Annotated in this window: 18 protein-coding genes; 10 read left to right on the top strand and 8 right to left on the bottom strand. The window is 68.4% G+C overall.

Annotation, left to right across the window (positions count from 1 at the left end):
• The first annotated feature begins 6 nt into the window (after window positions 1-6).
• A complete protein-coding gene (locus NM961_RS20420) occupies window positions 7-204 on the top strand; it encodes a CsbD family protein (protein WP_255916273.1) in 198 nt (65 codons plus the stop codon).
• An 838-nt stretch (window positions 205-1,042) separates the two neighbouring features.
• Here NM961_RS20420 and NM961_RS20415 read toward each other — a convergent pair.
• Both NM961_RS20415 and NM961_RS20410 read right to left on the bottom strand, forming a co-directional pair.
• Complete coding sequence (locus tag NM961_RS20415) at window positions 1,043-2,605, bottom strand: serine hydrolase domain-containing protein (protein ID WP_255916272.1); 1,563 nt, start codon at window positions 2,603-2,605, stop codon at window positions 1,043-1,045.
• A gap of 373 nt (window positions 2,606-2,978) precedes the next feature.
• On the bottom strand, window positions 2,979-5,843 hold the full coding sequence (locus tag NM961_RS20410; protein WP_255916271.1) for a TonB-dependent receptor domain-containing protein: 2,865 nt from the start codon (window positions 5,841-5,843) through the stop codon (window positions 2,979-2,981).
• Window positions 5,844-5,931: 88 nt separating this feature from the next.
• Between NM961_RS20410 and NM961_RS20405 the strand changes: the two genes are divergently transcribed.
• Window positions 5,932-7,860: an SLC13 family permease gene (locus NM961_RS20405; protein ID WP_255916270.1), complete on the top strand. Its 1,929-nt coding sequence runs from the start codon at window positions 5,932-5,934 to the stop codon at window positions 7,858-7,860.
• Here the strand turns inward: NM961_RS20405 and NM961_RS20400 are convergent, their stop codons facing one another.
• Complete coding sequence (locus NM961_RS20400; RefSeq protein ID WP_255916269.1) at window positions 7,861-8,961, bottom strand: hybrid sensor histidine kinase/response regulator; 1,101 nt, start codon at window positions 8,959-8,961, stop codon at window positions 7,861-7,863.
• A 2-nt stretch (window positions 8,962-8,963) separates the two neighbouring features.
• Window positions 8,964-11,111: a CHASE3 domain-containing protein gene (locus NM961_RS20395; RefSeq protein WP_255916268.1), complete on the bottom strand. Its 2,148-nt coding sequence runs from the start codon at window positions 11,109-11,111 to the stop codon at window positions 8,964-8,966.
• A 190-nt stretch (window positions 11,112-11,301) separates the two neighbouring features.
• Between NM961_RS20395 and NM961_RS20390 the strand changes: the two genes are divergently transcribed.
• Complete coding sequence (locus NM961_RS20390; protein ID WP_255916284.1) at window positions 11,302-11,853, top strand: hypothetical protein; 552 nt, start codon at window positions 11,302-11,304, stop codon at window positions 11,851-11,853.
• Between the two features lie 50 nt (window positions 11,854-11,903).
• Entirely contained in the window at window positions 11,904-12,056 is a 153-nt protein-coding gene (locus NM961_RS20385) for an entericidin A/B family lipoprotein (protein ID WP_255916267.1), read from the top strand.
• Window positions 12,057-12,575: 519 nt separating this feature from the next.
• On the opposite strand, the gene NM961_RS20380 is transcribed toward NM961_RS20385, so the two are convergent.
• Both NM961_RS20380 and NM961_RS20375 read right to left on the bottom strand, forming a co-directional pair.
• The gene (locus NM961_RS20380; RefSeq protein ID WP_255916266.1) at window positions 12,576-13,076 is read right to left on the bottom strand and encodes a low affinity iron permease family protein; all 501 of its coding nucleotides are present in this window, start codon (window positions 13,074-13,076) and stop codon (window positions 12,576-12,578) included.
• A gap of 307 nt (window positions 13,077-13,383) precedes the next feature.
• The gene (locus tag NM961_RS20375) at window positions 13,384-14,175 is read right to left on the bottom strand and encodes an undecaprenyl-diphosphate phosphatase (protein WP_255916265.1); all 792 of its coding nucleotides are present in this window, start codon (window positions 14,173-14,175) and stop codon (window positions 13,384-13,386) included.
• A gap of 293 nt (window positions 14,176-14,468) precedes the next feature.
• On the opposite strand from NM961_RS20375, the gene glnA reads away from it, so the two are divergent.
• From glnA to amt, 4 genes are all read left to right on the top strand, one after another.
• Window positions 14,469-15,878 (top strand): type I glutamate--ammonia ligase, encoded by a 1,410-nt coding sequence (glnA, locus tag NM961_RS20370; protein WP_255916264.1) that lies wholly within the window; start codon window positions 14,469-14,471, stop codon window positions 15,876-15,878.
• 653 nt (window positions 15,879-16,531) lie between these two features.
• Window positions 16,532-17,278, top strand: a complete 747-nt coding sequence (locus NM961_RS20365) for a TorF family putative porin (protein ID WP_255916263.1) — start codon at window positions 16,532-16,534, stop codon at window positions 17,276-17,278.
• A gap of 13 nt (window positions 17,279-17,291) precedes the next feature.
• Window positions 17,292-17,630, top strand: a complete 339-nt coding sequence (locus NM961_RS20360) for a P-II family nitrogen regulator (RefSeq protein ID WP_255916262.1) — start codon at window positions 17,292-17,294, stop codon at window positions 17,628-17,630.
• Window positions 17,631-17,642: 12 nt separating this feature from the next.
• A complete protein-coding gene (amt, locus tag NM961_RS20355) occupies window positions 17,643-19,052 on the top strand; it encodes an ammonium transporter (RefSeq protein ID WP_255916261.1) in 1,410 nt (469 codons plus the stop codon).
• A 90-nt stretch (window positions 19,053-19,142) separates the two neighbouring features.
• Here the strand turns inward: amt and NM961_RS20350 are convergent, their stop codons facing one another.
• Together NM961_RS20350 and NM961_RS20345 are read right to left on the bottom strand one after the other, a co-directional pair.
• On the bottom strand, window positions 19,143-20,351 hold the full coding sequence (locus NM961_RS20350; protein WP_255916260.1) for an SMP-30/gluconolactonase/LRE family protein: 1,209 nt from the start codon (window positions 20,349-20,351) through the stop codon (window positions 19,143-19,145).
• Window positions 20,352-20,609: 258 nt separating this feature from the next.
• The gene (locus tag NM961_RS20345; RefSeq protein ID WP_255916259.1) at window positions 20,610-21,230 is read right to left on the bottom strand and encodes a hypothetical protein; all 621 of its coding nucleotides are present in this window, start codon (window positions 21,228-21,230) and stop codon (window positions 20,610-20,612) included.
• A gap of 307 nt (window positions 21,231-21,537) precedes the next feature.
• On the opposite strand from NM961_RS20345, the gene NM961_RS20340 reads away from it, so the two are divergent.
• Both NM961_RS20340 and NM961_RS20335 read left to right on the top strand, forming a co-directional pair.
• Complete coding sequence (locus NM961_RS20340) at window positions 21,538-22,110, top strand: ECF-type sigma factor (RefSeq protein ID WP_255916258.1); 573 nt, start codon at window positions 21,538-21,540, stop codon at window positions 22,108-22,110.
• A 7-nt stretch (window positions 22,111-22,117) separates the two neighbouring features.
• The gene (locus NM961_RS20335; RefSeq protein ID WP_255916257.1) at window positions 22,118-24,526 is read left to right on the top strand and encodes a serine/threonine-protein kinase; all 2,409 of its coding nucleotides are present in this window, start codon (window positions 22,118-22,120) and stop codon (window positions 24,524-24,526) included.
• Window positions 24,527-24,580 lie beyond the last annotated feature (54 nt).

Here is a 24,580-nt window from a genome sequence, read left to right as displayed (position 1 = left end):
CGCCCCATGAACAAGGACATCATCCAGGGCAAGTGGAAACAGCTCGCCGGCCAGGCCCGGGTCAAATGGAACAAGCTGACCGAGGACGACCTGGGCGTGGTGGACGGCCACCGCGAATACCTCGTCGGCAAGCTGCAGGAGCGCTACGGCTGGGCGAAGGACCAGGCGGAGCGCGAAGTGAAGCAGTTCGAGTCCACCCTGTGACCCGACTGCTGCGAGCGCCGGCCGCCGCCGCAACGCGGCGCGCGGCCGGCGCGACGGGGCCTTGAAACCAGGCACCGAGGAGCCATATCGCTGACACGGATGTTGAATTCCCCAAGTGGATCGGTCACTGCTGAACCCTTCCCCGACCGACCGATCCAGCACCGCTGTGAAGCGGCGCGGCACCGCCCTACCCCAAGAGGGCCACGTGCAGACCCGAAGCGGCGACGTTCCCCTGCGTCGCCGCTTTTTTATGCGCGGGATTCGGGATTCGGGATTCGCAGGGAGTGTGCGGCGGAATCCGGAGTTTTTTGGTAAGTGAAATTTGCCGGATTTCTTCGAGAAATAGCGGAAAGCTCCGTCTCTCCGCGCAAGCGCGGGGAAGAGAGACAGTCCGCACATCGCAGTGGGGGCGGCGAAGAGGAAACGATGCAGCATCGTGGAGGAAACTACGGGGCCGGAACTGCGCCAGCGGTTCGGCGTCGCTCAACAAGGCTGGTCTGCCATCACCCAGAGATCCTGGCAGCGGCGCCAGGATTTCCCCGGCCTGGGCGCCTTGCCGTGAATCTCGGCGACCGGGTTGTCCAGGCGGTGCGTATCCTTCCGTTCGTGACGGCGGGAATCGACGGACTGGCCGGAACAGGAAACCGCGGCCAGCGCCAGGGCGAGCACATGGACCGCGTATCTCGCTGCGTTTGCGCACGGCCGAAGCACACGCGGAACCGGCCGCCCCCGTAGTCCGGCAGGCATGCGGCCGCTGTTTGCCGGGGAAGCGGCCTTGGACCGCAACGAAAAGCCGCATTCCCCAGCGGTGCCCCGGGCAACAGCCCCGCCGGCCCGCTCACGGCGCCGACGCATCCTGCACCCGCCGGTAGTACGCCCTGCCCGCTACATGTTCCACCGTCACGGCGCGCACCTTGCCGAACGCATCGCGGTGGAATTCGTACTGGGTCGCGAACACGCTGGGCGCGATGAAGCGTGTGGGGCCAAGGGCCAGCAGCTTGCCGGTTTCATCGGGAATGCTTACGGACAGCGTGCCGGCGCTGTGGCGGATCTCCAGTTCGTCCACGTCGAAGAAATCGGTGAGTGCGCGGCGCTGGTCCAGCGGGAAATCGCGCTCCAGGCGGTAGCGGCCGGCGAATCCGGCGATACCGGCAGCAACGGGATCCAGCGCGATGCTGTGCACCGGCGGATTCACGCCGCAGCCGATCGCATCGGAGAGTGCGTTGCGGATTTCGCCGCGCAGGCGCGCGCCGCTGTCGCTGTTGGTGAGGATGACGAAGCCGGCGCCGCTGTGCGGATAGCCTTCCATCCAGGCGTGGTAGCTGTCGTTGGATCCGCCGTGATGGAACACGCGCGTGCTGCCGGCGCCGTCCAGGCGCGGCCCCAGGCCGTGCCAGCTGGGCGCGACCTCGCTCATCATCTGCAGCGCCAGCGGCTGCGGCAGGTAATCGCTGCGGCCCTGGTAGCTGCGGATCAGCGCGGCGGTGAATTCGCCCAGTTCGCGCGCCGTGGTCCACCAGCCGGCCGGCGCCTGCTGCGGAAAGGTCTGCCAGCCGCGCGGCAGGGCTTCGGGCCGGCCGTCGCGGTCGTGGGCCTTGGCCACGTTGAGCGTGTCTGCCGGCAAGGGGCTGGCGAAGGTGCTGCGCGAGAGTTTCAGCGCGGCGGCGAGTTCGCGCCGGGCGACCTGCTCCAGCGCCTGGCCGCTGACATCCTCGATCAACAGCTGCTCGACCAGGGTGCCGCCGCCGGAATAGTCGCCGAGCAGGCCCGGCGGCCGCTGCAGGCGCACGGGCTCGTTGCGCGCCGGCGCCTTGCCGTCCAGCGACTGCAGCGTCGTCGGCACGGCTTCGCCGGGCAGGAAATCCGGGAAGCCGTGCACGTTCAGGCCCGCGGTATGCGACAGCAGCATGCGCAGCGAAACCTTGCCCGCGCCGGCCGCCGCGGCCGGCGGTATCTGCCAGGATTTGAGATAGCTGTTGACGTCGCGGTCCAGCTCCAGCTTGCCCTGGGCGACCAGGCGCAGGGAGATCGCGGCGGTGGCGATCTTGCTGATCGAGCCGACATTGAACAGGGTATCGGCATCCACGCGCGATTCGCCGCCGGCCTGCAGCACGCCATAGCCGGCTGCGGCCGCGACCTTGCCGTCGACGATGACGGCGACCGCAACACCGGGCACGTGCAACTGCACCATGCGCTGCCGCAGCGACCAAGCCGGCAAGGCTTCGCCCGGCTGCAGCACGCTGGGGCGCAGACCGTGCTGCAGGGCAGCCAGCAGTTCCTCGCCACGGGTTCCGCCTGGTGCGCAGACAGCGGCCGCGGCAGCTGGAACCGCCGCCGTATACGACAGCAACGCGGCGGCGACGGCGCGCGCCAGGCGAGGTGTTCGAGCCGGTTTGCTCATGATTTCGCTTCCCTGAAGTGATGGGGAAACGAATCTAGTGCGGACCCGGCTGCGCTTCGCGCGCGAGGCCGGCGAGTCGTGCGCAGCTTGCGTTGAGCCGGGATTCGGGATTGCGGATTCGGGGAGCGAGAGTGCGCTGGCGGATCCACGCCGTGCCCGGTTTGCCGGCGCTAGAGCCGGCTATGAAAAGCGGCCGGATCCGCCGCTGCGTATCCCGGCCGGAACCGGAATTGAGGATGCGGTGCCTGCGATTTGCCGGCGCGGGAGCGCGCCGGCAAATCCTCCCGTCATCGGCCCTGTGCACCGGGCAGCGATCGGGAAACGGAAAGCGCAGAAGCGGCTTTCCCGAATCCCGAACGACAAATCCCCGTCTTCAGAACCGCTGCCGATAACTCGCATACCAGAACCGCCCCGGCACATCGTTGTCCGGGATGGTGGAATTGAACTGGCTGGAGAAGGAGATCGGCGGATCGCGGTCGAAGGCGTTGCGCACGCCCAGGGTGAAACGCGCCTGCCAGGGCGCGTCCCAGCTGGTTTCCAGGTCGAAATAGGTGATGCTGCCGATGCGGTTCTGCGGCGCCGCCGTGGCGACGCCGGAGCCGTCGATGTCGATTTCGCGATCCGGGTTGGAGCACAGCCGGCGCAGTTCGGGCTGTTCCAGGAAATCGGCGGTCTGGGTCACGACGCTGCAATCCTCGTCGCTGGGCGAGAAATAGCGCACGCCGACGGAGCTGCTCCAGGCGTCGCGCTGCCATTGCAGGCTGAGGTTGGAGCGCAGGCGCCAGACCACGCCGTAGAAGCCGCCGGCGACGCGGTTCTCGGCGACGGTATTGCCCGAAGCCAGCGAACCGTCGGGCAGCAGCGCATTGCGCGGCGGCTGGTGCAACTCGCCGTAGTAGCTCACGTAGGCATTGTCCCAGGCGACGCTGAAATTGCCGATGTCGGTGCTGCGGCGGTAGGTCAGGCCGAAATCCACGCCCTCGGTTTCCAGCCCGCCGGGCAGGTTCTGCGCGACGGCGATGACCTTGGTCAGGCTGCCGTCGGCGCCGCGCTGTATGCGCGCGCAGGCGCCGGCGTCGCCGCGTTCGTAGCAGTCGGCCAGCACGCCTTCGACGGCACGGTTGCCGATCGCATCGCGGATCTGGATGCGGTACCAGTCCACCGTCGCCTCGAAACCTTCCAGCCACTGCGGCGAATAGACGAAGCCGGCCGAACGCGACAGCGCGCGCTCGGGCAGCAGGTGCGGGTTCGCGCCGAAGGTCACCAGCGCGTCGGTTTCCTGCACGTCGGCCGGCACGCCGGCGGCCTGGCAGCGCGTCAGCACCGCCAGCGTGGGCGAGTTGGCCGCGGCGCAGGGATCGCTCAGCGGGCCGATGCTGTCGTAGGCGCCGGAGAACAGATCGAACAGGCTGGGCGCGCGGAAACCTTCGGCGATGTTGGCGCGCACCAGCAGATCGCGCGCCGGTTTCCAGCGCAGGCCGAGCTGCGAATTGGTGGTGCCGCCGAACAGGGAATAGTCGGAATAGCGCGAAGCCAGCGACAGGTCCAGCAGCTGCGCCAGCGGTTTTTCGCTGAGCAGCGGCAGGTTCATTTCCAGCCAGGCTTCGTTGACCGTGTAGCGGCCTTCGGTCGCGTCGTAGGTGACGCCGGTGCCGTTGGCGTCGCCGCTGGCGATGACCTGGTCGGGACGGTTGTAGCCGCTTTCGGAGCGCCGCTCGTAGCCGGCGGCCAGGCTGACCGGGCCGGCCGGCAGGTCGAACAGCTCGCCTTCGGCATGGGCGACGAAATCGCGCGAGTCCGAACGCTTGCGGTTGTGCGCGGAGATGCCGACATAGGCCAGCATTTCCGGCGTGATCGAACCCGGCGGGCCGAACAGGTCCAGCGGCACGCATCCGTCGATCACCGCGCCGGGCCGGCCGCAGCGGGCTACGCCGGCGGCGTCGCGGAAGGATGGCCCCAGGGCCAGCGCAAGCCGCGCGTTGGCGGCGTAGGGCGAGACGAATTCGCGCTGCTCCGCCCGCGTCGCGCTGTAGTTCACGCCCCAGCTGAAATCGCGCGAACCGAGCTGGAACACGCCGTCGACACTGAGGTTGACGCGGGTGGTGTCCACTTCCTGCTCGAAGCGGCGCGGCCCGGCCTCGATGAAGCGGCGCGCGCCGGTGATGATGGCTTCGTCGAAGGGGTTGTAGACATTGTCGGCGCTGATGCCGATGGGCTGGCCGGCGGGATCCAGCACCGCGCGCGAGAACGACACCGTCGGCTCGGCCAGCTGCTGCGCGGAGCGGCGCTCGTTGCGCAGCACGCTGGCGCTCAGGGCGAGCTGCGGGCTGATCTCGTAGCGGCCCTGGCCGAACAGCGCGCGGCGTTCCTGCGGGGTCTGCAGATAATTCTGCAAAGTGTAGTTGTAGCCATCGGTAGCCGCATCCAGCGGGCGGAAATCGTCCGGGGAAGTACCGTTGCGGCCTTCGATCAGGCGCAGCAGTCCGGGAGCGGAAGCGGGCCGGAAGCGGGTATAGCCGGTGATGAGCGAACCGGTCGCGCTGATGGGCAGGCCGTAGACCGGCAGGCGGGTGATCTCGCGGTCGCGCGCGAAGATCGGTTCGTCCTTGCTGTAGGAGGCGCCGGCGGCGGCGCTCCAGCCTTCGCCCTTGCTTCCCCAGGTCAGCTCGTAGGCGCGGCGCTGGCCGTCGTTATGGTCGTTCTCGCCGAAGTACATCATCGCTTCGCCGCCGCTGTAGTCGCGCCGGGTGACGATGTTGACCACGCCGGCGATGGCGTCGGAGCCGTAGATCGCCGAAGCGCCGTCGCGCAGCACTTCCACGCGCTGCACCAGCGCCAGCGGGATCGCGGTCAGGTCCACCGCGCCTTCCAGACCGGAGACCACGCGGTGGCCGTCCAGCAGCACCAGGGTGCGGTTGTCGCCCAGGCTGCGCAGGTTGACGCGGGCCTCGCCGTTGCCGCCGTTGTTGACGTTGCGGTTGAGGGTCTGGCCGTTGCTGGTGATGGTCTGCAGGATGTCGGCGACATCGGTCAGGCCGGTCTTGAGCAGGGCTTCGCGTTCGATCACGAGTACCGGATGCTGGGTCTCCAGATCGACCCGGCGCAGGTGCGAGCCGACGACTTCCACTTTCTCCAGCTTGATCGCTTCGCTGTCCACCTTGAGCTGCTGGGCCAGGGCCTGGTTGCAGGCCAGGGCGAGCAGGGCGGCGGAACAGGCGCGGAAGGATGGGTAAGACACGGTGTGCGGGCTCCCCTGGTTGGCGCGGCGGCGCGCGAGCCCCGGATAGTAGCGAAGCGGATAGATATAGGAAATCTTTCGTACGAAAGTGGCTTTAGTTGAGTGGCGCCGCTGCGGACCTGGATCGGTACGGCCCGCCGCCGCGGTACGGCGCCGGTCCTGGCCGCCGCGGCCGCGGCTTGCCACACTGTGGCTCGTACCCGCCACCGGACCGACCATGCTGAGCCCGCCACAGATCGTCTGCCTGCTCATCATCGCCCTGACCCTGCTGCTGCTGATTACCGAATGGCTGCGCGCCGACGTGGTGGCGCTGGGCGCGGTGGTGGCGCTGGTCGCCACCGGCGTGCTCAGTCCCGAGCAGGCGCTCAAGGGTTTCAGCAGCGAGCCGGTGATCGCGGTGATCGGCGCCTTCGTGCTGTCGGCGGCGGTGGTCAATACCGGCCTGGCCGAACGCCTGGGGCAATGGGTCACGCGGGTGGCCGGCACGCATCTGCTGTGGGGCCTGCTGGTACTGATGCTGGCCGCGGCGCTGCTGTCGGCGCTGACCCACCACCTGTTGATTACCGCGCTGATGGTGCCGATCGCGACCACGGTCGCGGCGCGCGGGCAGTTCTCGGTTTCGCGCCTGCTGATGCCGGTGTCGCTGTCGGCTTCGATAGGCACCACCCTGACCCTGATCGGTGCGCCGGCCTTCCTCGTCGCCGACCATGTGCTGCAGGAAGCCGGGCGCGAGGGCCTGGGCATCTTCTCGCTCACGCCCATCGGCATGGCCCTGGTCGCCTGCAGCCTGGTCTACATGCTGCTGCCGGGCCGCTGGCTGCTGCCCGAGCGCGTCGCCGGCGGCAGCAGCGGCGCGCGTTTCGCGCTGGACGACTACTACACCGAGATCCTGATTCTCGACGGCGCGCCCCAGGTCGGCCTGAGCTTCGCCGCGCTGGCGCAGCGCTACAGCGGCCGCTTCGAGATCATCGACTGGCTGCGCCGCGGCGATCCCATCCGCCACGGCCGCGAGGAACGCAGCATCGAGGCCGGCGACGTGCTGCTGGTGCGCTCCACGCCCGAAGGGCTGGCCGACATCGCCGACGAGAAAGGCCTGGCCCTGCACGCCGTGGCCAAGTACGGCGAAACCGCCGACGCCGCCACGGCCGAGCAGTTCGGCGACGAGCGCCTGGCCCAGCTGGTGATCGCGCCGCGCTCCTATCTTTCCGGCCGCGCCGTGGGCGAGGTGGATTTCCGCCACCGCTACGGCGTGATCGTGGTCGGCCTGTGGCGGCGCGAAGGCTGGCTGCGCGGCGAACTGTCCGGCGTGCGCCTGCAACCCGGCGACACGCTGGTGGTGTGGGGCGAGCCGGAACAGATCGACGGCCTGGGCGCGCAGCGCGAATTCCTCATGGCCCTGCCCTTCCGTACGCGCCGCCTGCGCCGTTCGCGCGCCTGGTGGGCGCTGGGCATACTCGGCGCCAGCGTCGCCACCGCGGCGACAGAACTGCTGCCGGTACACGTGGCCTTCCTGGCCGGCGCCATCGGCGTGGTACTGGCGCGCTGCCTCAGCGCCGAGGAAGCCTATGCCGCGCTGGAGCTGCGCGTGATCGCCTTCATCGCCGGCGCGATCTCGCTGGGCGCTGCGCTGGAGCAGACCGGCCTGACCACGCTGGCCGCCGCCGAATTCGCGCCGCTGCTCGACGGCTTCGCGCCGTTCTGGATCCTGCTCCTGATCTTCAGCGCCGGCGCCATCATCACCCAGGTGCTGTCGGATGCGGCCACCGTGGTGCTGCTCGCGCCCATCGTCGCGCGCATGGCCGCGCCGCTGGGACTGGCGCCGGAGGCGATGGTCGCCAGCCTCGCCATCGGCGCGGTCGCCGCCTTCCTCACCCCGCTGGGGCACCACGGCAACCTGCTGGTGTACGCGCCCGGCGGCTACCGCTTCGGCGATTTCTTCCGCGTCGGCGCGCCGCTGACCGTGCTGTTCGCGATCATCACAGCGCTGGTCGCGCTGCGCCTGTGGCCGGGCGGCTGATCAGGCCAGCAGCAGCTCGAAGGCGAACACGCTGCCGCCGCCGGGACGCGGCTCGAACCACAGATAGCCGCCCATCTGCTCGATATCGTCCTTGGCGATGGCCAGGCCCAGGCCGGTGGACAGGGTTTCGTCGGCGTCGGTGCTGGTCTGGGCGATGCGGGCGAAACGCTGGAACAGCTTGGTGCGCTCGGTCTCGGCGATGCCGGGGCCGCGGTCCATCACGAATACGCGGGCGTAGCCGGGCCGGTCGGCATCCAGGTGGACTTCGATCAGCGAATCCCGCGGCGCGTAGCGGATCGCGTTGGACAGCAGGTTCTGCAGCACATTGCGCAGCGCCGCCGCATCGGCCTGGGCCGACAGTTCCACGCCGCTGCGCATCACCTGCACGCCGCGCGCCTCGGCCGCGGCCTGCTGCCGCGCGATGGCGCGGTCGATCAGCGGCGCCAGCGCGACGGCGGCCAGTTCCAGGCTGCGCACGCGTTCTATCGTGGCGCGGCGCTGCAGGAAGCGCTGCACGAACTCGATCGCCTCGTCGCAGCAGCTGACGATGTCGTCGATCAGGCTGGCCTGGCGCTCTGCACCCAGCCCCGGCCGGCGCAGCATCTGCGCGGCGAAGCGGATGTTGGAAATGGGGTTTTTCAGGTCGTGCGCGACGATCGCGGTGACGTCCTCGCGTTCGCGCGCGATCAGGCGCAGGTGTTCCTTGGCGCGCTTGAGGTTGATGTGGGTGCGCACGCGCGCGAGCAGTTCCTCGGGCACGAACGGCTTGGTGATGTAGTCGACCGCGCCCAGCTCGAAGGCGCGCACCAGGAATTCGCGCTCGGTCGCCGCGGTGAGGAAGACCACCGGCACCTCGACCAGCTGGGCGTCGAGCTTGAGCCGGCGGCAGACCTCGAAGCCGTCTATGCCCGGCATCAGCATGTCGAGCAGGACCAGGTCGGGCCGGCGCGCCTGGGCGCGGGCCAGGGCCTGCTCGCCGGAGGTGGCCGGCATCACCTCGTAGCCGGCGCCGGAGAGGATCTGGCCCAGCAGCTGCACGTTGCCAGGCTGGTCGTCGACCACGAGCACCAGGGATTCGCGCACGGGAGCGGAAAGCGGCATATTCAGTTCACGTCATGCTGGTGCGCCGCAAGACGGGCGCGCTGGAGGGGAAAATCGGCGAGGCTGGTTTCCAGTGCGACCGGGTCGAACTGCCCGGCTGCCGCACTGAGCTGTTGAGCATAACGCCGCAGCGGTGCGGAATCGCAGCGTTCGGCCAATTGCAGCACGGCGGCGGCGAATTGCGCGGTTTCATGAACGGCCAGGGTCGCGCGCAGGCGCGGCCAGATTTCACTTTCCCATTGTGCAAGCTGCCGCAGCACCTCGCCCAGGGCCTGCGGCTGCCGCGGCGGTTCGTCCGTTTCGCCGGCAATGCCGGCCGGCAGCACGCGCTGCAGTTCGGCCAGCAGCAGCTCGCGCGTGATCGGCTTGCGCACATAGCCGTCGAAATGCTCGCGCAGGCGGGCTTCCTCCGACAGCAGGCTGGATGCGGTGATCGCGATGACGCGCGTGGCCGCCAGCTCGCTGTCGGCGCGGATGCGCGCCAGCGCCGCGACCCCGTCCAGGCGCGGCATGCGCACATCCATCAGCACCACCTGCGGCCGGTGCGCCCGCGCCAGGGCGACGGCCTGTTCGCCGTCCTCGGCCATGATCAGGCGATGGCCGCTGCCGCGGAACAGGGCTTCGATGAGCTGGCGGTTCAGGGCCACATCGTCGGCGACAACTATGGTCAGCGGCGCGGTGCCGCCCAGCGCCGACGCCGCCACCGCGGCGCTTTCGGCCAGCACCGCCAGCGGCACCTGCGGCAGGCGGATGCCGAAGCACGAACCCTGCCCCGGCGTACTTTGCAGGCTGATTTCCCCGCCCATCAGCCGGGCTAGGCGGCGCGTGATCGACAGCCCCAGACCGCTGCCCTCGCGCTGGCGCAGGCCAGGTTCGGCCTGGGCGAAGGGTTCAAAGATGCGTTCGCGGTCTGCCGCGGCGATGCCTATGCCGCTGTCCTCGACCTCGATCAGCACGGTGGCGCGCAGCTCGTCGTCCGGATCGGCGGTGGCGCTGGCGCGCAGGCGGACATGGCCGCGGTCGGTGTACTTGATCGCGTTGCCGACCAGGTTGAACAGCATCTGGCGCAGGCGCGCCGGATCCAGCTCCACGCCGTCGGGCAGCGAGGCGTCGATGCGCACCTCCAGGCGCAGGCTCTTTTCCGCCGCGAGCTGGGAGAACACCAGCTGCACGCCGTCGATCAGCTCGCGCAGGTTCATGGGCACGGCGCGCACATCCAGCTTGCCGGCCTCGATGCGCGACAGGTCCAGCACATCGTTGATCAGTGCGAGCAGGGAACGGCCGCTGCTGACGATGGCGTCGACATAGCGCTTGTCCTCGGGATCGGTGACGCGCTCGGCCAGCAGCTGGCTGAAACCGAAGATCGCGTTCATCGGCGTGCGTATCTCGTGGCTCATGTTGGCCAGGAATGCGCTCTTCTCGCGGCTGGCCCGGTCCGAACGCGCCGCCTCGGCGCGCAGCGCCCTTTCCTTGCGCAGCGAGGCCAGATGCCGGCGCAGCAGCAGGAAACCGGCGAAGCTCGCCACTATGGCCAGGCCCAGCGCGCTGAAGATGGAGATGTTGCGCTGGACGATGACCTTCTCCAGGCGCCCCTGCTTTTCCGCGATCAGACCGCGCGTATCCACGGTGAGGCGGCCGATGGAGCGGCGGATCTCCTCCATCACTTCGTTGCCGAAGCCCGAGCGGATCATGGCCAGCGCATGCTCCGGCCCCTGTTGCTGGTATACGGCCAGCGAGGCGGCGATCTCGCCGCGCTTCTTGGCCAGGGACTGCTCGATCGCGGCCAGCTCGGCGCGGGCCTCGGGGTATTCGTCCAGCGCCTCGTCCACGTCGCGGAAGGCCGTGGGAATTTCGCTTTCGGCTTCGCGGTAGGGCTTGAGATAGGCCTCATCGCCGGTGAGCAGGAAGCCGCGCTGGCCGGTTTCCAGATCGACCACGCGGGCCAGCAGCACCGACAGCCGCTTGGTCGCTTCCTGCAGCCGGCTCACTTCGCGCAGGGTCGCGTTGAGTTCCGCGCCGGTGCTCAGCGCGGCCCAGCCCACGCCGACCAGCAGCAGCACCGCCAGCAGCAGGAGCAGCAGGTAGCGCTGCCAGAGATTGCGCTCGGACAGCGTACCGGCTGCCGGGTCGGGGCGTGCTTCGTCGCTCAAGCGGGTTCCTCGCCGGCCGGGTCGGCCGCGGCACCGTGCGTTCTGCACGGGCGGCCAACCATAGAGTGGGCCTAGTGCAAGCCAGGTGATTTTTACCACTCAAATAAAATCAACAGGTTAAAAAATGGTCGTGGCTGGCACGAAGCCTGATCCGTTGTTGCTGCCGTCAACAGCACCGACCGGAGTAGCCATGAAGACCAGACCGCTGTTCCTGAGCGCCGGATTCGCCGCCGCCCTGCTGCTGGGCGCCTGCGACCGGCCCGAAGATCCCGCCAAGACTCGCGCCGACGTAGCCAAGGCCCAGGCCGAAGGCGCGCAGAAGGTGCAGGACGCCCGCGCCGAGGCAAACAAGGATGTCGCCGCCGCCCAGTCCGACCTCGCCAAGACCCAGGCCGATGCCAGCAAGGACGTCAACGCCGCCGAACGCAAGGCCAGCGAGGAACGGGCCGAGGCCAATGCCGATGTCGCCAACGCCGATGCCAAGGCCGCCGACAAGGTGGACAAGGAGCAGGCCGCGACCCTGCGCACCAAGGCCAAGGCCGATTACGAGGTTGCCAAGACCGAAGCCGACGCCGCCCACAAGGTGGCCGGCGAACGCTGCGACGCGCAGACCGGCGCCGCCCGCGACGCCTGCCGCGACAAGGCCAAGGCCGACCACGACGCCGCCGTGGCCGCCGCCGAAGCCCGTCGCGACCAGGCCCTGCGCGAGGCGGATGCGCTGGAACAAAGCCACAAGACCTGAAATCCCCCGTACCGCCAGGCGCCTGACAACCAACAAAAAGGAGTTCAGCCATGAAAGCCAGCTTCAAGACCATTGCCCTGCTCTGCGCCCTGCTGTTCGCCGCCACCCACCTCAGCGCCTGCCACACGGTCAAGGGCGCGGGCAAGGACATCGAGCGCGCCGGCGAAAAGATCCAGGACGCTTCCGACGACGCGCGCAAGTAAACCCCGCGCCCGGCACCTCGTTCCGGCCCGCGCCACCTCGCGGTCCGGAGTGGACCCCGCTCCGTGTGGAGCGGGGTTTTTTGTTTTGGGGGTTTTTGATTCTGGGTTTTGGATGGCTGGGGGTGGGGTGGTTTTTGTGTTTCTGATCGTTCGTTCCGGGTCTTCTGTTTCTGATCCCTTGTTCCGGATCCTCTGTTACCGATCCTCTGCTCCGGCTCATCTGTCCCGATCTGGTCGCAACCTCGAATCGCGATTCCGCAGCGGGAAAAGCCCTCTCCCCCAGGCGCGTTTACGCGCTTGGGGGATAGGGAGCTTCCCGCTTTTTCTCAAAGAAAACCGGCAAATTTCACTGAAAAATCAGATTGCGCCGCACACTCCCTGCGAATCCCGAATCCCGAATCCCGAATCCCGAATCCCGAATCCCGAATCCCGAATCCCGAATCACGAATCACGAATCACGAATCACGAATCACGAATCACGAATCACGAATCCAAACCTCGAAATCCCAAACACCAACCCTACGAACTCCGCTCCCTGCTCCGCGATTTCTCCTCATGCGACTGCAGCGCCTCGTCCACCGAATGCGTCTCGTGCACGCCGCCGTGCTTCTGCGCCAGTTCGGCCAGGCGGCAGTAGAAGCGGCGCAGGGTGGCCAGTTCGTGTTCGTCCAGGTCTTCGATCGCGATGAGGCGGTTGCTCGCATGGCGCTGGGAGGCGAGCAGTTCGTTGAGCTTCAGGTGCAGGGCCAGGCTGTCCTTGTTCTGCGACTGCTGGATCACGAACACCATGAGGAAGGTGACGATGGTCGTGGCGGTGTTGACCACCAGCTGCCAGGTCTCGGAAAAGCCGAACAGCGGCCCGCTCAGCGCCCACAGCAGGATGGAGACCAGGGCGATGCCGAAGGCCAGCGGCGTGCCCACGGCGTGGGTGACGGCGCCGGCGGCGCGGTCGAACCAGGAATGGCGCTTGCCGCGGCGGACGGTCTCCGCGGTCGGTACGTCGTCGGGCAGATTTTTCATGCGGAGGCTCCGGGCGCGGGATCGCGTCCAGGCTTGCACAGCGTGGGTAAGCGGCGGGTGAGAGCGGCGCCTGCCGGGAGTGCGGCGGTGGTCCTGCGGGAGGTCGCGGCATGGTCGACGCGCCGGCGACGAAGGCCCCAGCGCAAGGCATTCCACCGGCGTCCGCCCCGCATCGGGGTTGGTGGCCCGGCGACATCGGCGACACTGCCGCGCCCAGGCCTGGTCAGCACGAACGCGATGGACAGCAGCCGGCGCAACACCGTTGCACGCGCGCCGCGTCGCGGCGTGCAGCGCAGCTACCGGCTGGTTACGCGGCCGCGGGCAGTCCCAGCAACAGGGCCAGTCCCAGCGCGATGCGGTACCAGGCGAACGGCGTGAAAGTGTGCGTACGGATATAGCCCAGCAGCCACTTCACCGCGACGAAGGCGGTGATGCAGGAAACCGCGAAGGCGATGCCGAGCAGGCTCCAGTCCTCATGCGCGCCGTCATGCCTGAGGTTCTTGTACAGCTCGTAGCCCGAGGCCGCGAACATGGTCGGTATGCCGACGAGAAAGGCGAACTCGGTCGCCGCAGCGCGGCTGGTGGTGCCGGCGAGCAGGGCGACGAAGATGGTCGCGGCCGAACGCGAGGTGCCCGGAAATACGCCGGCCACCACCTGCAGCAGACCGACCAGGGCCGCGGTATGCCAGGCGATCGCCGCGGCCTCGGGCCGGTTCGCTACCCAGCGCTCGGCCAGCAGTATCCACACACCGCCGATGACCAGCGCCCAGGCCACCGGCGTCACCGCCGTCGGCAGCTTGAAGCCGCTCTTGGCCAGGGCCAGGCCCAGCACCGCCGTGATGCCGAAGGCCAGGGCCAGCTTGGCCGCGTAGTCGCGCTGCGCCGGGTCGCCGAGGTTGGTCGCCAGCTGCCACAGGCGCTGCCGGTAGATCAGGCAGACCGCGAGAATCGCACCGGCCTGGATCGCGATATTGAACAGGTCCGAACGCGCGCCCAGCCACTGCTCGGCAATCAGCAGGTGGCCGGTGCTGGAGATGGGCAGGAATTCGGTAATGCCTTCGATGATGCCTAGCAGGACGACGTTGAGGATTTCGTTCATGACAACGCGGGCACGGGACAGACCGCTAGCTTAGCGGTTTGGTACAGGCCGGATGAGGGCGGGCGGATGGCCGTATCCAGGCGGAATGCTGGCGCCGATCCAGGCGTCGGCGGCCGGCGCACTTACTCCCAAATTGGTGCAATTCGCCCACGAAAAGCACCAATTCAGTGCACAAGATACTGGGCCAGCAGCCGCTGCATCATGGTATCTGTTTGATATATAACACTTTGCTGCAATGGCACAACCCTTGCCATAGGCAAAGCGTTCTCAACCCCACAGAGGCTATACCCGCAATGTCCGCCGACAAGGTTCTCCAGCTCATCAAGGACGAAGGCATTGAATTCGTCGATCTGCGTTTCGCCGACATGCGCGGCACCCAGCATCACGTGACCTTCCCGGCCCATGCCATCGACGCCGGCACCTTCGAGGACGGCAAGATGTTCGATGGTTCGTCCATCGCCGGCTGGAAGGGCATCAACGAATCCGACATGGTGCTGCTGCCGGATCCGGCCAGCGCGGTGATCGATCCGTTCTTTGCGCACAAGACCCTGGCCATCACCTGCGACGTGCTGGAACCCAGCACCATGCAGGCTTATTCGCGCTGCCCGCGCTCCATCGCCAAGCGCGGCGAGGCCTTCCTCAAGTCCACCGGCCTGGCCGATACCGCCTTCTTCGGCCCGGAACCCGAGTTCTTCATCTTCGACTCGGTGCGCTGGCAGAACGACATGGGCAAGGTGTTCTACGAGATCGAATCGCAGGAAGCCGCCTGGAGTTCCAAGTACCGCTACGAGGAAGGCAACTCGGGCCTGCGCCCCGGCGTGAAAGGCGGCTATTTCCCGCTGCCGCCGGTGGATTCGTTCCAGGACCTGCGCGCCGAGATGTGTCTGGCGCTCGAAGCCCTGGGCCAGGTGGTGGAAGTGCACCATCATGAAGTCGCCAACGCCGGCCAGTGCGAGATCGGCACGCGCTTCAACACCCTGGTGAAGAAGGCCGACGAACTGGCGCTGATGAAGTACGTGATCCGCAACATCGCGCACAAGAACGGCAAGACCGTCACCTTCATGCCCAAGCCCATCGTCGGCGACAACGGTTCGGGTATGCATGTGCACCAGTCCCTGTCCAAGGGCGGCCAGAACCTGTTCTCCGGCGATCTCTACGGCGGCCTGTCGCAGACGGCGCTGTACTACATCGGCGGCATCTTCAAGCACGCGCGCGCCATCAACGCCTTCACCAACTCGACCACCAACAGCTACAAGCGCCTGGTGCCGGGCTTCGAGGCGCCGGTGATGCTGGCCTACTCGGCCCGCAACCGCTCGGCCAGCTGCCGCATTCCGTTCGTGACCAATCCCAAGGGCCGCCGCATCGAGATCCGCTTCCCGGATCCGATGAACTCGGGCTACCTCACCTTCACCGCGCTGATGATGGCCGGCCTGGACGGCATCCTGAACAAGATCGACCCGGGCGCGCCCATGGACAAGGATCTGTACGACCTGCCGCCGGAAGAAGAAAAGAACATCCCCACCGTCTGCCACAGCCTGGACCAGGCGCTGGAAGCGCTGGACAAGGACCGCGACTTCCTCAAGGCCGGCGGCGTGTTCTCCGACGACTTCATCGATGCGTATATCGAGCTGAAGATGCAGGAAGTGACCAAGTTCCGCGCTTCGACGCATCCGTTGGAATATCAGATGTATTACGCGATCTGATGGGTTGGGATCCGGGAATGCTGAATTCGAGATTCGAGATTCGAGATTCGAGATTCGAGATTCGAGATTCGGGATTCGGGATTCGGGATTCGGGATTTTGTAGAGCTTCGAGCCCTCTCCCCCAAGCTCGCTTGGGGGAGAGGGTTGGGTGAGGGGGCAACGCCTCAATCGCATCGCCGTCGTGGTTTTCGCGGACAGCTAGCGTGTACGGGCTTCTGGCGAAAACCTGGGCGGAACGCCGGGGTTTCAGCGTCGCCTCCTCACCGCAGCCCTCTCCCCCCACGCAAGCGCGGGGAAGAGGGAGTTGAAGCGCTGGTGCTTGCCGTGAAGGGCGGCGACGGCGCTGCAGTCGAACCATGAAATCCGGAAGAACCAAAACTAGAAACTAGAAAAAGCAAAAACAAGAACAGAAACAGAACCAGACGCCGCGCACGAAGCGCAGCGTTCGGGAAGGGCGGCGTGCGGGCTTTCGCGAGGCATCGCGCACCGGCCGCAGGAAGCGGCGATCGAGGTCTGTCCTGCGTCAGCAGCAGCGCGGGCGGAACCAAGGGGCGGTACAGCCCCGTGGTACCCGGAGTGGAGCGGCAAGGACTGCCACCGCCACGCGCGAGCGCGCGTAGCGGCGACCCAACTCACCGAACGGGATCACCTTCATGCCTCGCCTCAACGCCACGCTTTGCGTGGGCGCCGTGCTCGCGTCCACCGTTTTTGCCGCCAGCCGCGCCGCCGCGGCCACCAGCGGCACTCTCGCCCTGACCAGCGACTACCTGTTCCGCGGCATTTCCCAGACCAACCAGAAACCGGCCCTGCAGGGCGGCATCGAATACGCCCACGACAGCGGCTTCTACCTCGGCGCCTGGGGCAGCAACATCAGCTGGCTGTCGGACTATTCCAGCGCCGCCGCGCCGATCAGCAGCAGCCTCGAACTCGACGTCTACGCCGGCTGGCGCGGCAATCTGGGCGAATCGCTCAAGCTCGATGCCGGCATCTACAGCTACTACTACCCCGGCGACTATCCGCACGGCTTCGTGCGGCCGTATACCACCGAAGTCTATGTCGGGCTGGCCCTGGGCCCGGCCGCGCTCAAGTACTACCACAGCGCCGGCAACCTGTTCGGCTTCGCCGACTCCGACGGTTCGGGCTATCTCGATGCCAGCGTCAACTACGAATTCAGCCCGGGCTGGCTGCTCAACGCCCATGCCGGGCGGCAGCGCGTAAAAGGCAACTCTGCGGCGTCGTATACCGACTGGAAGCTGGGCCTCACGCGCAATTTCGACCGGGGCTGGTCGCTGGCCCTGGCCTACGCCGACACCGATGCGGAGCGCGCCGTCTACACCAACGCCTACGGCAATTTCCTCGGCCGTTCCACCGGCACCCTGACCCTCACCAAGGCTTTCTGAGCCAGGAGCAGCGATGAAACTGATTATCGCCATCATCCGACCGTTCAAGCTCGACGACGTGCGCGAGGCCCTGGCCAGCGCCGGCGTCAGCGGCATCACCGTGACCGAGGTCAAGGGCTATGGCCGGCAGAAAGGCCATACCGAGCTTTATCGCGGCGCCGAGTACGTAGTCGATTTCGTGCCCAAGATCCGCGTCGAGGCCGCCGTGCCCGACAGCCTGCAGGAACTCGCCATCGAATCCATCGTGCAGGCCGCGCGCACCGACAAGATCGGCGACGGCAAGATTTTCGTGCTCGACCTGCAGCACGCCGTGCGCATCCGCACCGGCGAATCCGACGATGACGCGCTGTAAGGGAGAACGACCATGACGACGACTGCTTTTCCCCGCCGCGCCCTCGCCGGCACCGCGCTCGCCCTCGCCGCCGGCCTGGCCGCGCCGCAGGCCCTGGCCCAGGCCGCCGCCGTGCCGAACAAGGGCGATACGGCCTGGCTGCTGGTCTGCGCGGCCATCGTGATCTTCATGACGCTGCCCGGGCTGGGCCTGTTCTACGGGGGCCTGGTGCGCTCCAAGAACATGCTGTCGGTGCTGATGCAGTGCGTGCTGGTTTTCGCGCTGGTTGCGGTGCTGTGGACGTTGTACGGCTACAGCCTGGCCTTCACCCCGGGCAACGCCTTCTTCGGCGGCTGGGACCGGCTGCTGATGAAGGGGCTCACGCCGGAAGCCAACGCGGCCACGTTCTCCAAGGGCGTGGTGGTGCCGGAACTGGGTTATTTCGCCTTCCAGGCGGCGTTCGCCTGCATCACCTGTGCGCTGATCGTCGGCGCGTTCGCCGAACGCATGCGCTTTTCGGCAGTGCTGCTGTTCACCGTGCTCTGGTTCACCTTCAGCTATGTGCCGGTGGCGCACATGGTCTGGTTCTGGCCCGGCCCGGATGCGTTCACCGACGCCGCGGCCGGCGAGGCGGCAACGGCGGCCTCGGGTTTCCTGTTCCGCCATGGCGCGCTGGATTTCGCCGGCGGCACGGTGGTGCACATCAACGCCGCGGTGGCCGGACTGGTCGGCGCCTGGCTGGTCGGCCGGCGCCTGGGCCACGGTCACGAAGCCATGCGCCCGCACAATCTGGCCCTGACCATGACCGGCGCCTCGATACTCTGGGTGGGCTGGTTCGGCTTCAACGCGGGCTCGGCGCTGGAAGCCAACGGCACCGCCGCGCTGGCCTTTGCGAACACCTTGATCGCACCGTGCGCGGCCATCCTGGGCTGGACCCTGGGCGAATGGCTGGGCAAGGGCAAGCCGTCCATGCTGGGCGCGGCCTCGGGCGCGGTGGCCGGCCTGGTCGGCATCACCCCGGCGGCGGGCTTCGTCGGCCTGGGCGGCGCGCTGGCGATCGGCTTCATCGCCGGGCTGGCCTGCCTGTGGGGCGTGACCGGACTCAAGCGCCTGCTGCGGGTGGATGACGCGCTGGATGTGTTCGGCGTGCACGGCGTCGGCGGCATCGTCGGCGCCCTGCTCACCGGCGTGTTCGCCGCGCCGTCGCTGGGCGGCACCGGCATCTACGACTACGTCGCCAACAAGACGGCGGAGACGTATTCGATCAGCGGCCAGTTGCTGGTGCAGGCCGGCGGCGTGGGACTGACCGTGGTCTGGTCCGGCGTGGTTGCGTTCATCGCGTTCAAGCTGGCCGATCTCACGCTGGGCCTGCGCGTGCCGGCGGACGAGGAACGCGAGGGCCTGGACATCACGGCGCACGGGGAATCTGCGTACGACCGGTGAAGCCGGTCATGGGATTCGGGATTGGCGATTCGCAAGAGCGTTTCCGCCGCGGCGGTACGCCCTGGCCTTTGCCAATCCCGAATCCCGGCCCTACCGCAACGGCACCCGCCGCAACATGATCGGCGCGGCACGCTGGCCGTCGCGCAGGCGCTGTTTCTGGTCGTCCCATTTCCAGATCTGGCTATTGGCGATGTAGACGAAGCTGGTGGGCGTGAGCGCGCCGGTGGTCGGTTCGTTGAGATCGACGATGCCCGATTCCAGGGTCTCCACGCGGCTCAGGCTCTCGCCGTCGCCGGAAAGGCGCATGCGCAGCACGCGGCCGGCGCCGAAGCCGTTCTGCACGCCGACCAGGCTGTTGCCGTCGAGGTAGAGGCCGTCGATGCCGCCGACCGCGGCGCCGCGCGGCGTATCCATGAGTTCGGCGGCGCCAGTGCCGGTATCGACCCGGCTGATGCCGTTGTAGACGGCGACATAGACCGCCCCGCGCGCGTCGTCGCAGGCCACGCCGTTGGCAGCGATGACGTGGCCGGGCTCGTCCCACAGGCGCAGCTCGGCCGCGCCGGGCGCGGCCTGCAGCAGGCGGCTGTTGGCGCTGTCGCTGGCGACGATGCGGCCGTCGCGCAGCAGGCAGAGGTCGTTCAGATAGCCCGCCTCCGGCGCCGGCAGGCGGCGCAGCTCGCGGCCGTCGGCCAGATCCAGCAGCAGGACGAAGGCTTTGTCGCCGGCCGCGCGCCGCGCGGCGGTGGGATTGACCGCGGCGTAGAGGGTGTGGCCATCGGCGGCTACGGTCATGCCGAGCACGCTCAGCGCTTCGTCGGAAGCCCAGATCCGGGTCACCTTGCCGCGCAGGTCGACGGCGTGGATCTGTGCCCGGTTGTAGGCGCCGATGAGGTAGCGCTGGCGCTGGCCGTCGAAGGCCAGGCCTTCGGGAATCAGGCCGGCGACATTGACCAGCACTTCGCGCTGGCCGCGCTCGCGCCGCTGCTGCTGGCGCTGCAGCTCGATCTTGATGGCGCGGAATTCTTCGTTGCCCTGCAGGCTGGGGAAATCGCGCGGGTTGATGCCCAGGTCCCAGCCGCGCTCGTCGAGCTTGCCCAGCCAGTCCAGCGCGGCTTCCTGCTGGCCGGCGTCGGCGTTGAAGCGGGCCAGCAGGTAGGCCAGGTAATGCGCCTGGGGCTGTTCCTGGTAGCGCTTGGTCAGTGCGGTGATCGCGTCGCCGGATTCTTCCTGTTGCGGCTGCTGCGCCTGCGCCGCGGCGCAGGCCAGCAGCAGCATTGTCAGTCCGATTCGCCGTATCACGCCCTGCTCCTGTACTGCCGGCCGGCCGCCGCAAACCCGAAGCTAGCGCCTGCGGCGGGCAGTGCTCAAGCCACGATGTTGCCAGGATTGCGGGCCAGGGCGACAGCGGCGGCGGGCGGATCCTGTTCACGCAGCCATCTCCCGGGCACGGCGTCGCCGCGCCGGATACCGCATGGCGGCGTATGTACAGGCCGGTGCCGCCGACCCGGCCGGCGGCACCGACCGTGACCGGCGTGCCGCGCAGGAGGCTGCAACGCTTCAGGGTGTGGCGAGCACGAAATTGTCGAACACCGCGCTGGTGCCGGCCATCTTCTGCCCGGCCACGACCAGGCCGCTCTTGCCGTTCTGGAATTCAGCGTCCTTGGCCTTGATGCTGCCGCCGTCCTGGGCGGAGAAGCGCAGTTCCTCGCCGCGGCAATCGACTTTCAGGCGCGTATCCACGGTGCCGGGCATCACGCTCTTGAGCTTGGCCTGGGCCAGCAGGGTGGGCTGGCCGTCCTTGACCTTGACGATGGCCATGACCGCGTCGCCGCGGGCGACGAAGGCGTAGAAGTTCTGGTGATCCTGAAAGCGGCAGGCCAGGCCGCCGGAGCCTGCGCCGATGCCGGCGTAGAGGAACAGGTCCGATTCCAGGTGTACGTCGCCGCCGTCGGCCTGGCGCGGCGCGGCGATGAAGCCGAGGGTGGAATCGCTGACCGGCGTCATCTGGTACTGGCCGCCGTCGGTGTATACGGCGAAGCCCAGGTCGCTGTCGCGGGTGGCGGCCTTGTTGGTCCAGCCGCTGGAAGCGTTGGAGAAATCGTCGCGCAGGAGTTCGGCGGCGGCGGCAGGCAGGGCAAGGCCCAGGGAAAGGGCGAAGGCGAGGACACGCAGGGACATGGGCAGGCTCCAGTGACGGCACCATGCCGTCTCGGGGCGCTGTACGCAGGATCGCGAAGTTTCCTCCGCCGGGTCGAAACGGCGTTCACCGGGCTGGCTCGGTGGGGATTGGTGCGGGATTTCTCCCGCGCGGTGGAAACGGCGCGAAACTGCGTACCGCCGGGCAAGCCCACTGCCAGCCAGGCGCGCCATGGCCCTGTCCTTTCCGCTCCGCCCTGCCCCGGCGCGCCTGCGCGCGCCGCGGCGCCTGCTGCGTCCGCGACGCAGCGCACGGCCGGGACTGCCGCCTCGGGTATGCTTGCCGCCCATGGAAAACGCGGCCGACATCACCGGATGGATTCGCGACTGGCAGCAGGGCGACGCGCTGGCCCGCGACCGCGTGTTCGCCCAGCTCTATGCCGAACTCAAACGCCTGGCGGCCGCGGTGCTGCGCAGCGAATCCGGCCATGACACGCTGCAGCCCACCGCCCTGCTCAACGATGCGCTGATCAAGCTGATCGAGGCTCAGAAAGCGCCGGCCGCCGAGGACCGCGGCCATTTCGCCCGCATCGTCGCCCGCGCCATGCGCCAGATCCTGGTCGACCGCGCCCGGCGCAAGCTGGCCGACAAGCGCGGCGCCGGCGTGGTACCGGAATCGCTGGACGCCGGCCTGGAAATTCCGCTGATGGCCAATCCGGCCGAACTGGTCGCGCTGGACGATGCGCTGGCCACCCTGGGCGAACTGGATCCGCGCGCCGCGGCCGTGGTGGAGCTGCGCGTATTCGCCGGCCTCACCATCGACGAGGCGGCGCAGGCGCTGGACATCAGTCCGTCCTCGGTCAACCGCGAATGGGCGCATGCCTGCGCCTGGCTCAAGAACGACATCTTCACCCCGGGCTGAAGGCGCAATGGACGCCGCCGCCTACCTGCGCCACAAACAACACTTTCTCGACCTGCTGGAACTGGACGCAACCGCGCGCGAACAGGCCCTGCAACGCCTGGCCACGGACGAACCGGAACTGGCCGCGGCGCTGCGCCGCCAGCTCGCCGCGAATGAAACTCCCGTCGCCCTGCTGGACCAGCCCGCCGCCGGCGCACCGCCGCAGGTCGCCCACTACCAGTTGCTGCGCGAGCTGGGCCGCGGCGGCATGGGCCAGGTCTGGCTGGCGGAGCGGCGTCTCGGCGAGGCGGCCCAGCTGGTCGCGCTCAAGCAGATCCTGCACAGCCACTGGAACGCCGAGGACCAGCGCCGCTTCGAGCGCGAGATACGCATCCTCGCCGCGCTGGAACATCCGCACATTGCACCCCTGGTCGATGCCGGCACCGACGCCAACGGCGCGCCGTTCCTGGCCACGGCCTATATCGAAGGCGAGCGGCTGGACCGCCACTGCGAGCAGCACGGCCTGAACCTGGCGGCGCGGGTGCAGCTGTTCTGCCAGCTGGCCGACGCGGTCGCCTATGCCCACCGCCAGTGGATAGTCCACCGCGACATCAAGCCCTCGAACATCCTGGTCAGCAGCGACGGCAATGTGCGTCTGCTCGATTTCGGCATCGCCCGACTGCTGCGCGAGGACGCCATCACCGCCAGCGGCGCCAGCCAGCTGACCCTGCGCTACGCCGCGCCGGAACAGCTGCAGGCCGATGCGGGCGCCGGCGTGGGCAGCGACATCTATTCGCTGGGCGTGGTGCTGTACGAATTGATCAGCGGCCGCTCGCCCTACGGCGAGGCAAAGGAAAGCAAGGCCCTGGTCGCCGCGATCCTGAGCCAGGAACCGCTGCCGCCGTCGCAGGCGGGCGCGCGCCGCGGCATCAACCGCGATCTGGATGCGATCTGTCTCAAGGCGCTGCGCAAGGATCCGGCCCAGCGCTATCTCAGCGCCGAGGCCCTGCTCGGCGACCTGCAGCGCTGGCTGCGCGGCGAAGCCGTGGAGGCGCGCCGCGGCGAACGCGGCTACCGCCTGCGCAGCACGCTGCGGCAGTACTGGCCCTGGCTCGCGGCCGCGGCGGCGGCGGCGCTGTTCTTCGCCTTCCATCTGTACCGGGTGCAACGCCAGCTCGACGAAACCCAGCGCGAGCGCGACAAGGCCCGCGCCGTGGCCACCTTCTTCCAGGAACTGTTCAACGCCGCCAACCCCGGCGAGACCCGCGCCGGCGAGATCAGCGCGCAGGAACTCCTGCGCCGCAGCAGCCGGCGCCTGCTGGAGGAAGGCGATACGGTGTTCGGCATGGGCGAGGACGCCCGCGCCAACATGCTGGCCGCAGCCGCGCGCGTGATGGCCAAGCAGGGCCTGAACAACGAGGCCGAATCCCTGTACAAGCGCGCGCTGGCGCTGTGGCAGCCGCTGCCGCAGCCGCCGGAGGACGACATTACCGACGCGCTGCATGAGCTGGGTGTCATCGCCTACGCCCGCGGCGACTACGCCGGCGCGCTGGCGCTGGAGCAGCAGGCGATACAGCGGCGCACCGACCTGGGCGACGACGACAGCTATTTCCTCGGCGTGCTGTACGGCAATGCCTCGGTCTACCGCCTCATGCTCGGCGACCGCGAAGGCTCCCGCGCCGACCTGCGCCGCGCCGCCGGCGTGCTGCGGGCGAACCTGCCCGGCTCGCGCGCGAACTACGCCGTCACCCTGAGCAGCCTGGGCATGACCGAGCTGTACCGCGGCGCCGCGGCGCAGGGTCACGCCTACCTGCTGGAAGCGCGCGCGCAGAATGGGCAGCTGGTGCCGGAACGCACCGCCGGCCGGCTGCAGATCGAACGCGGCATCGCCGCCAGCCTGCGCGAGCTGCGCCGCGACGCCGAAGCCGAGGCGGCCTATGCCAAGGTGCTGGCCGATGCGCGCGCCTTCTACGGCGACACCCATGTGGAAGTCGCGCGCATCCTGCATTCGCAGCTGCAGCTGTACCTGCTGCGCCGCGACTGGCCGCGCGCGCTGGCCGTGATCGAGGAAACCCGCGCGCTGGAGACGCGCCTGCAGGCGCAGAACAATCCGCGCCTGCTGTCGCTGCAGGCCGACCGCGCCCGCGTGCATCTGGGCCGCGGCGAATTCCGCGAGGCCGAAGCCCTGCTCGCTCCCGTCATCGCCGGCCGCGGCAGCGAACGCGCGGTGGAATCGGCCAGCGTCGACGCCGAGCGCGCGGCACTGGCCTATGCGCGCTGCCGCCTGGCCGCATCGGCGCAGACCCACGACAGCCTGGCCGCCGCCGTGGTCGCCCTGCGCGAGCGGCCGCCGCTGCCCTATGCCGGCCTGGCCCAGGCCGAAGGCTGGCTGGCCGACTGCGGCGTGCGCGTCGTGGCGGCGGCGGCGCGCGACTGAAGCCGGCACAGCGGGCTTTCAGACACCGCCGCTGACCGCCAGCGGCGGAGAAAG

The sequence above is a fragment of the Tahibacter harae genome (assembly GCF_024437735.1).
Lineage (GTDB): Bacteria > Pseudomonadota > Gammaproteobacteria > Xanthomonadales > Rhodanobacteraceae > Tahibacter > Tahibacter harae.
This window is presented reverse-complemented; position numbering and strand designations above follow the sequence as displayed.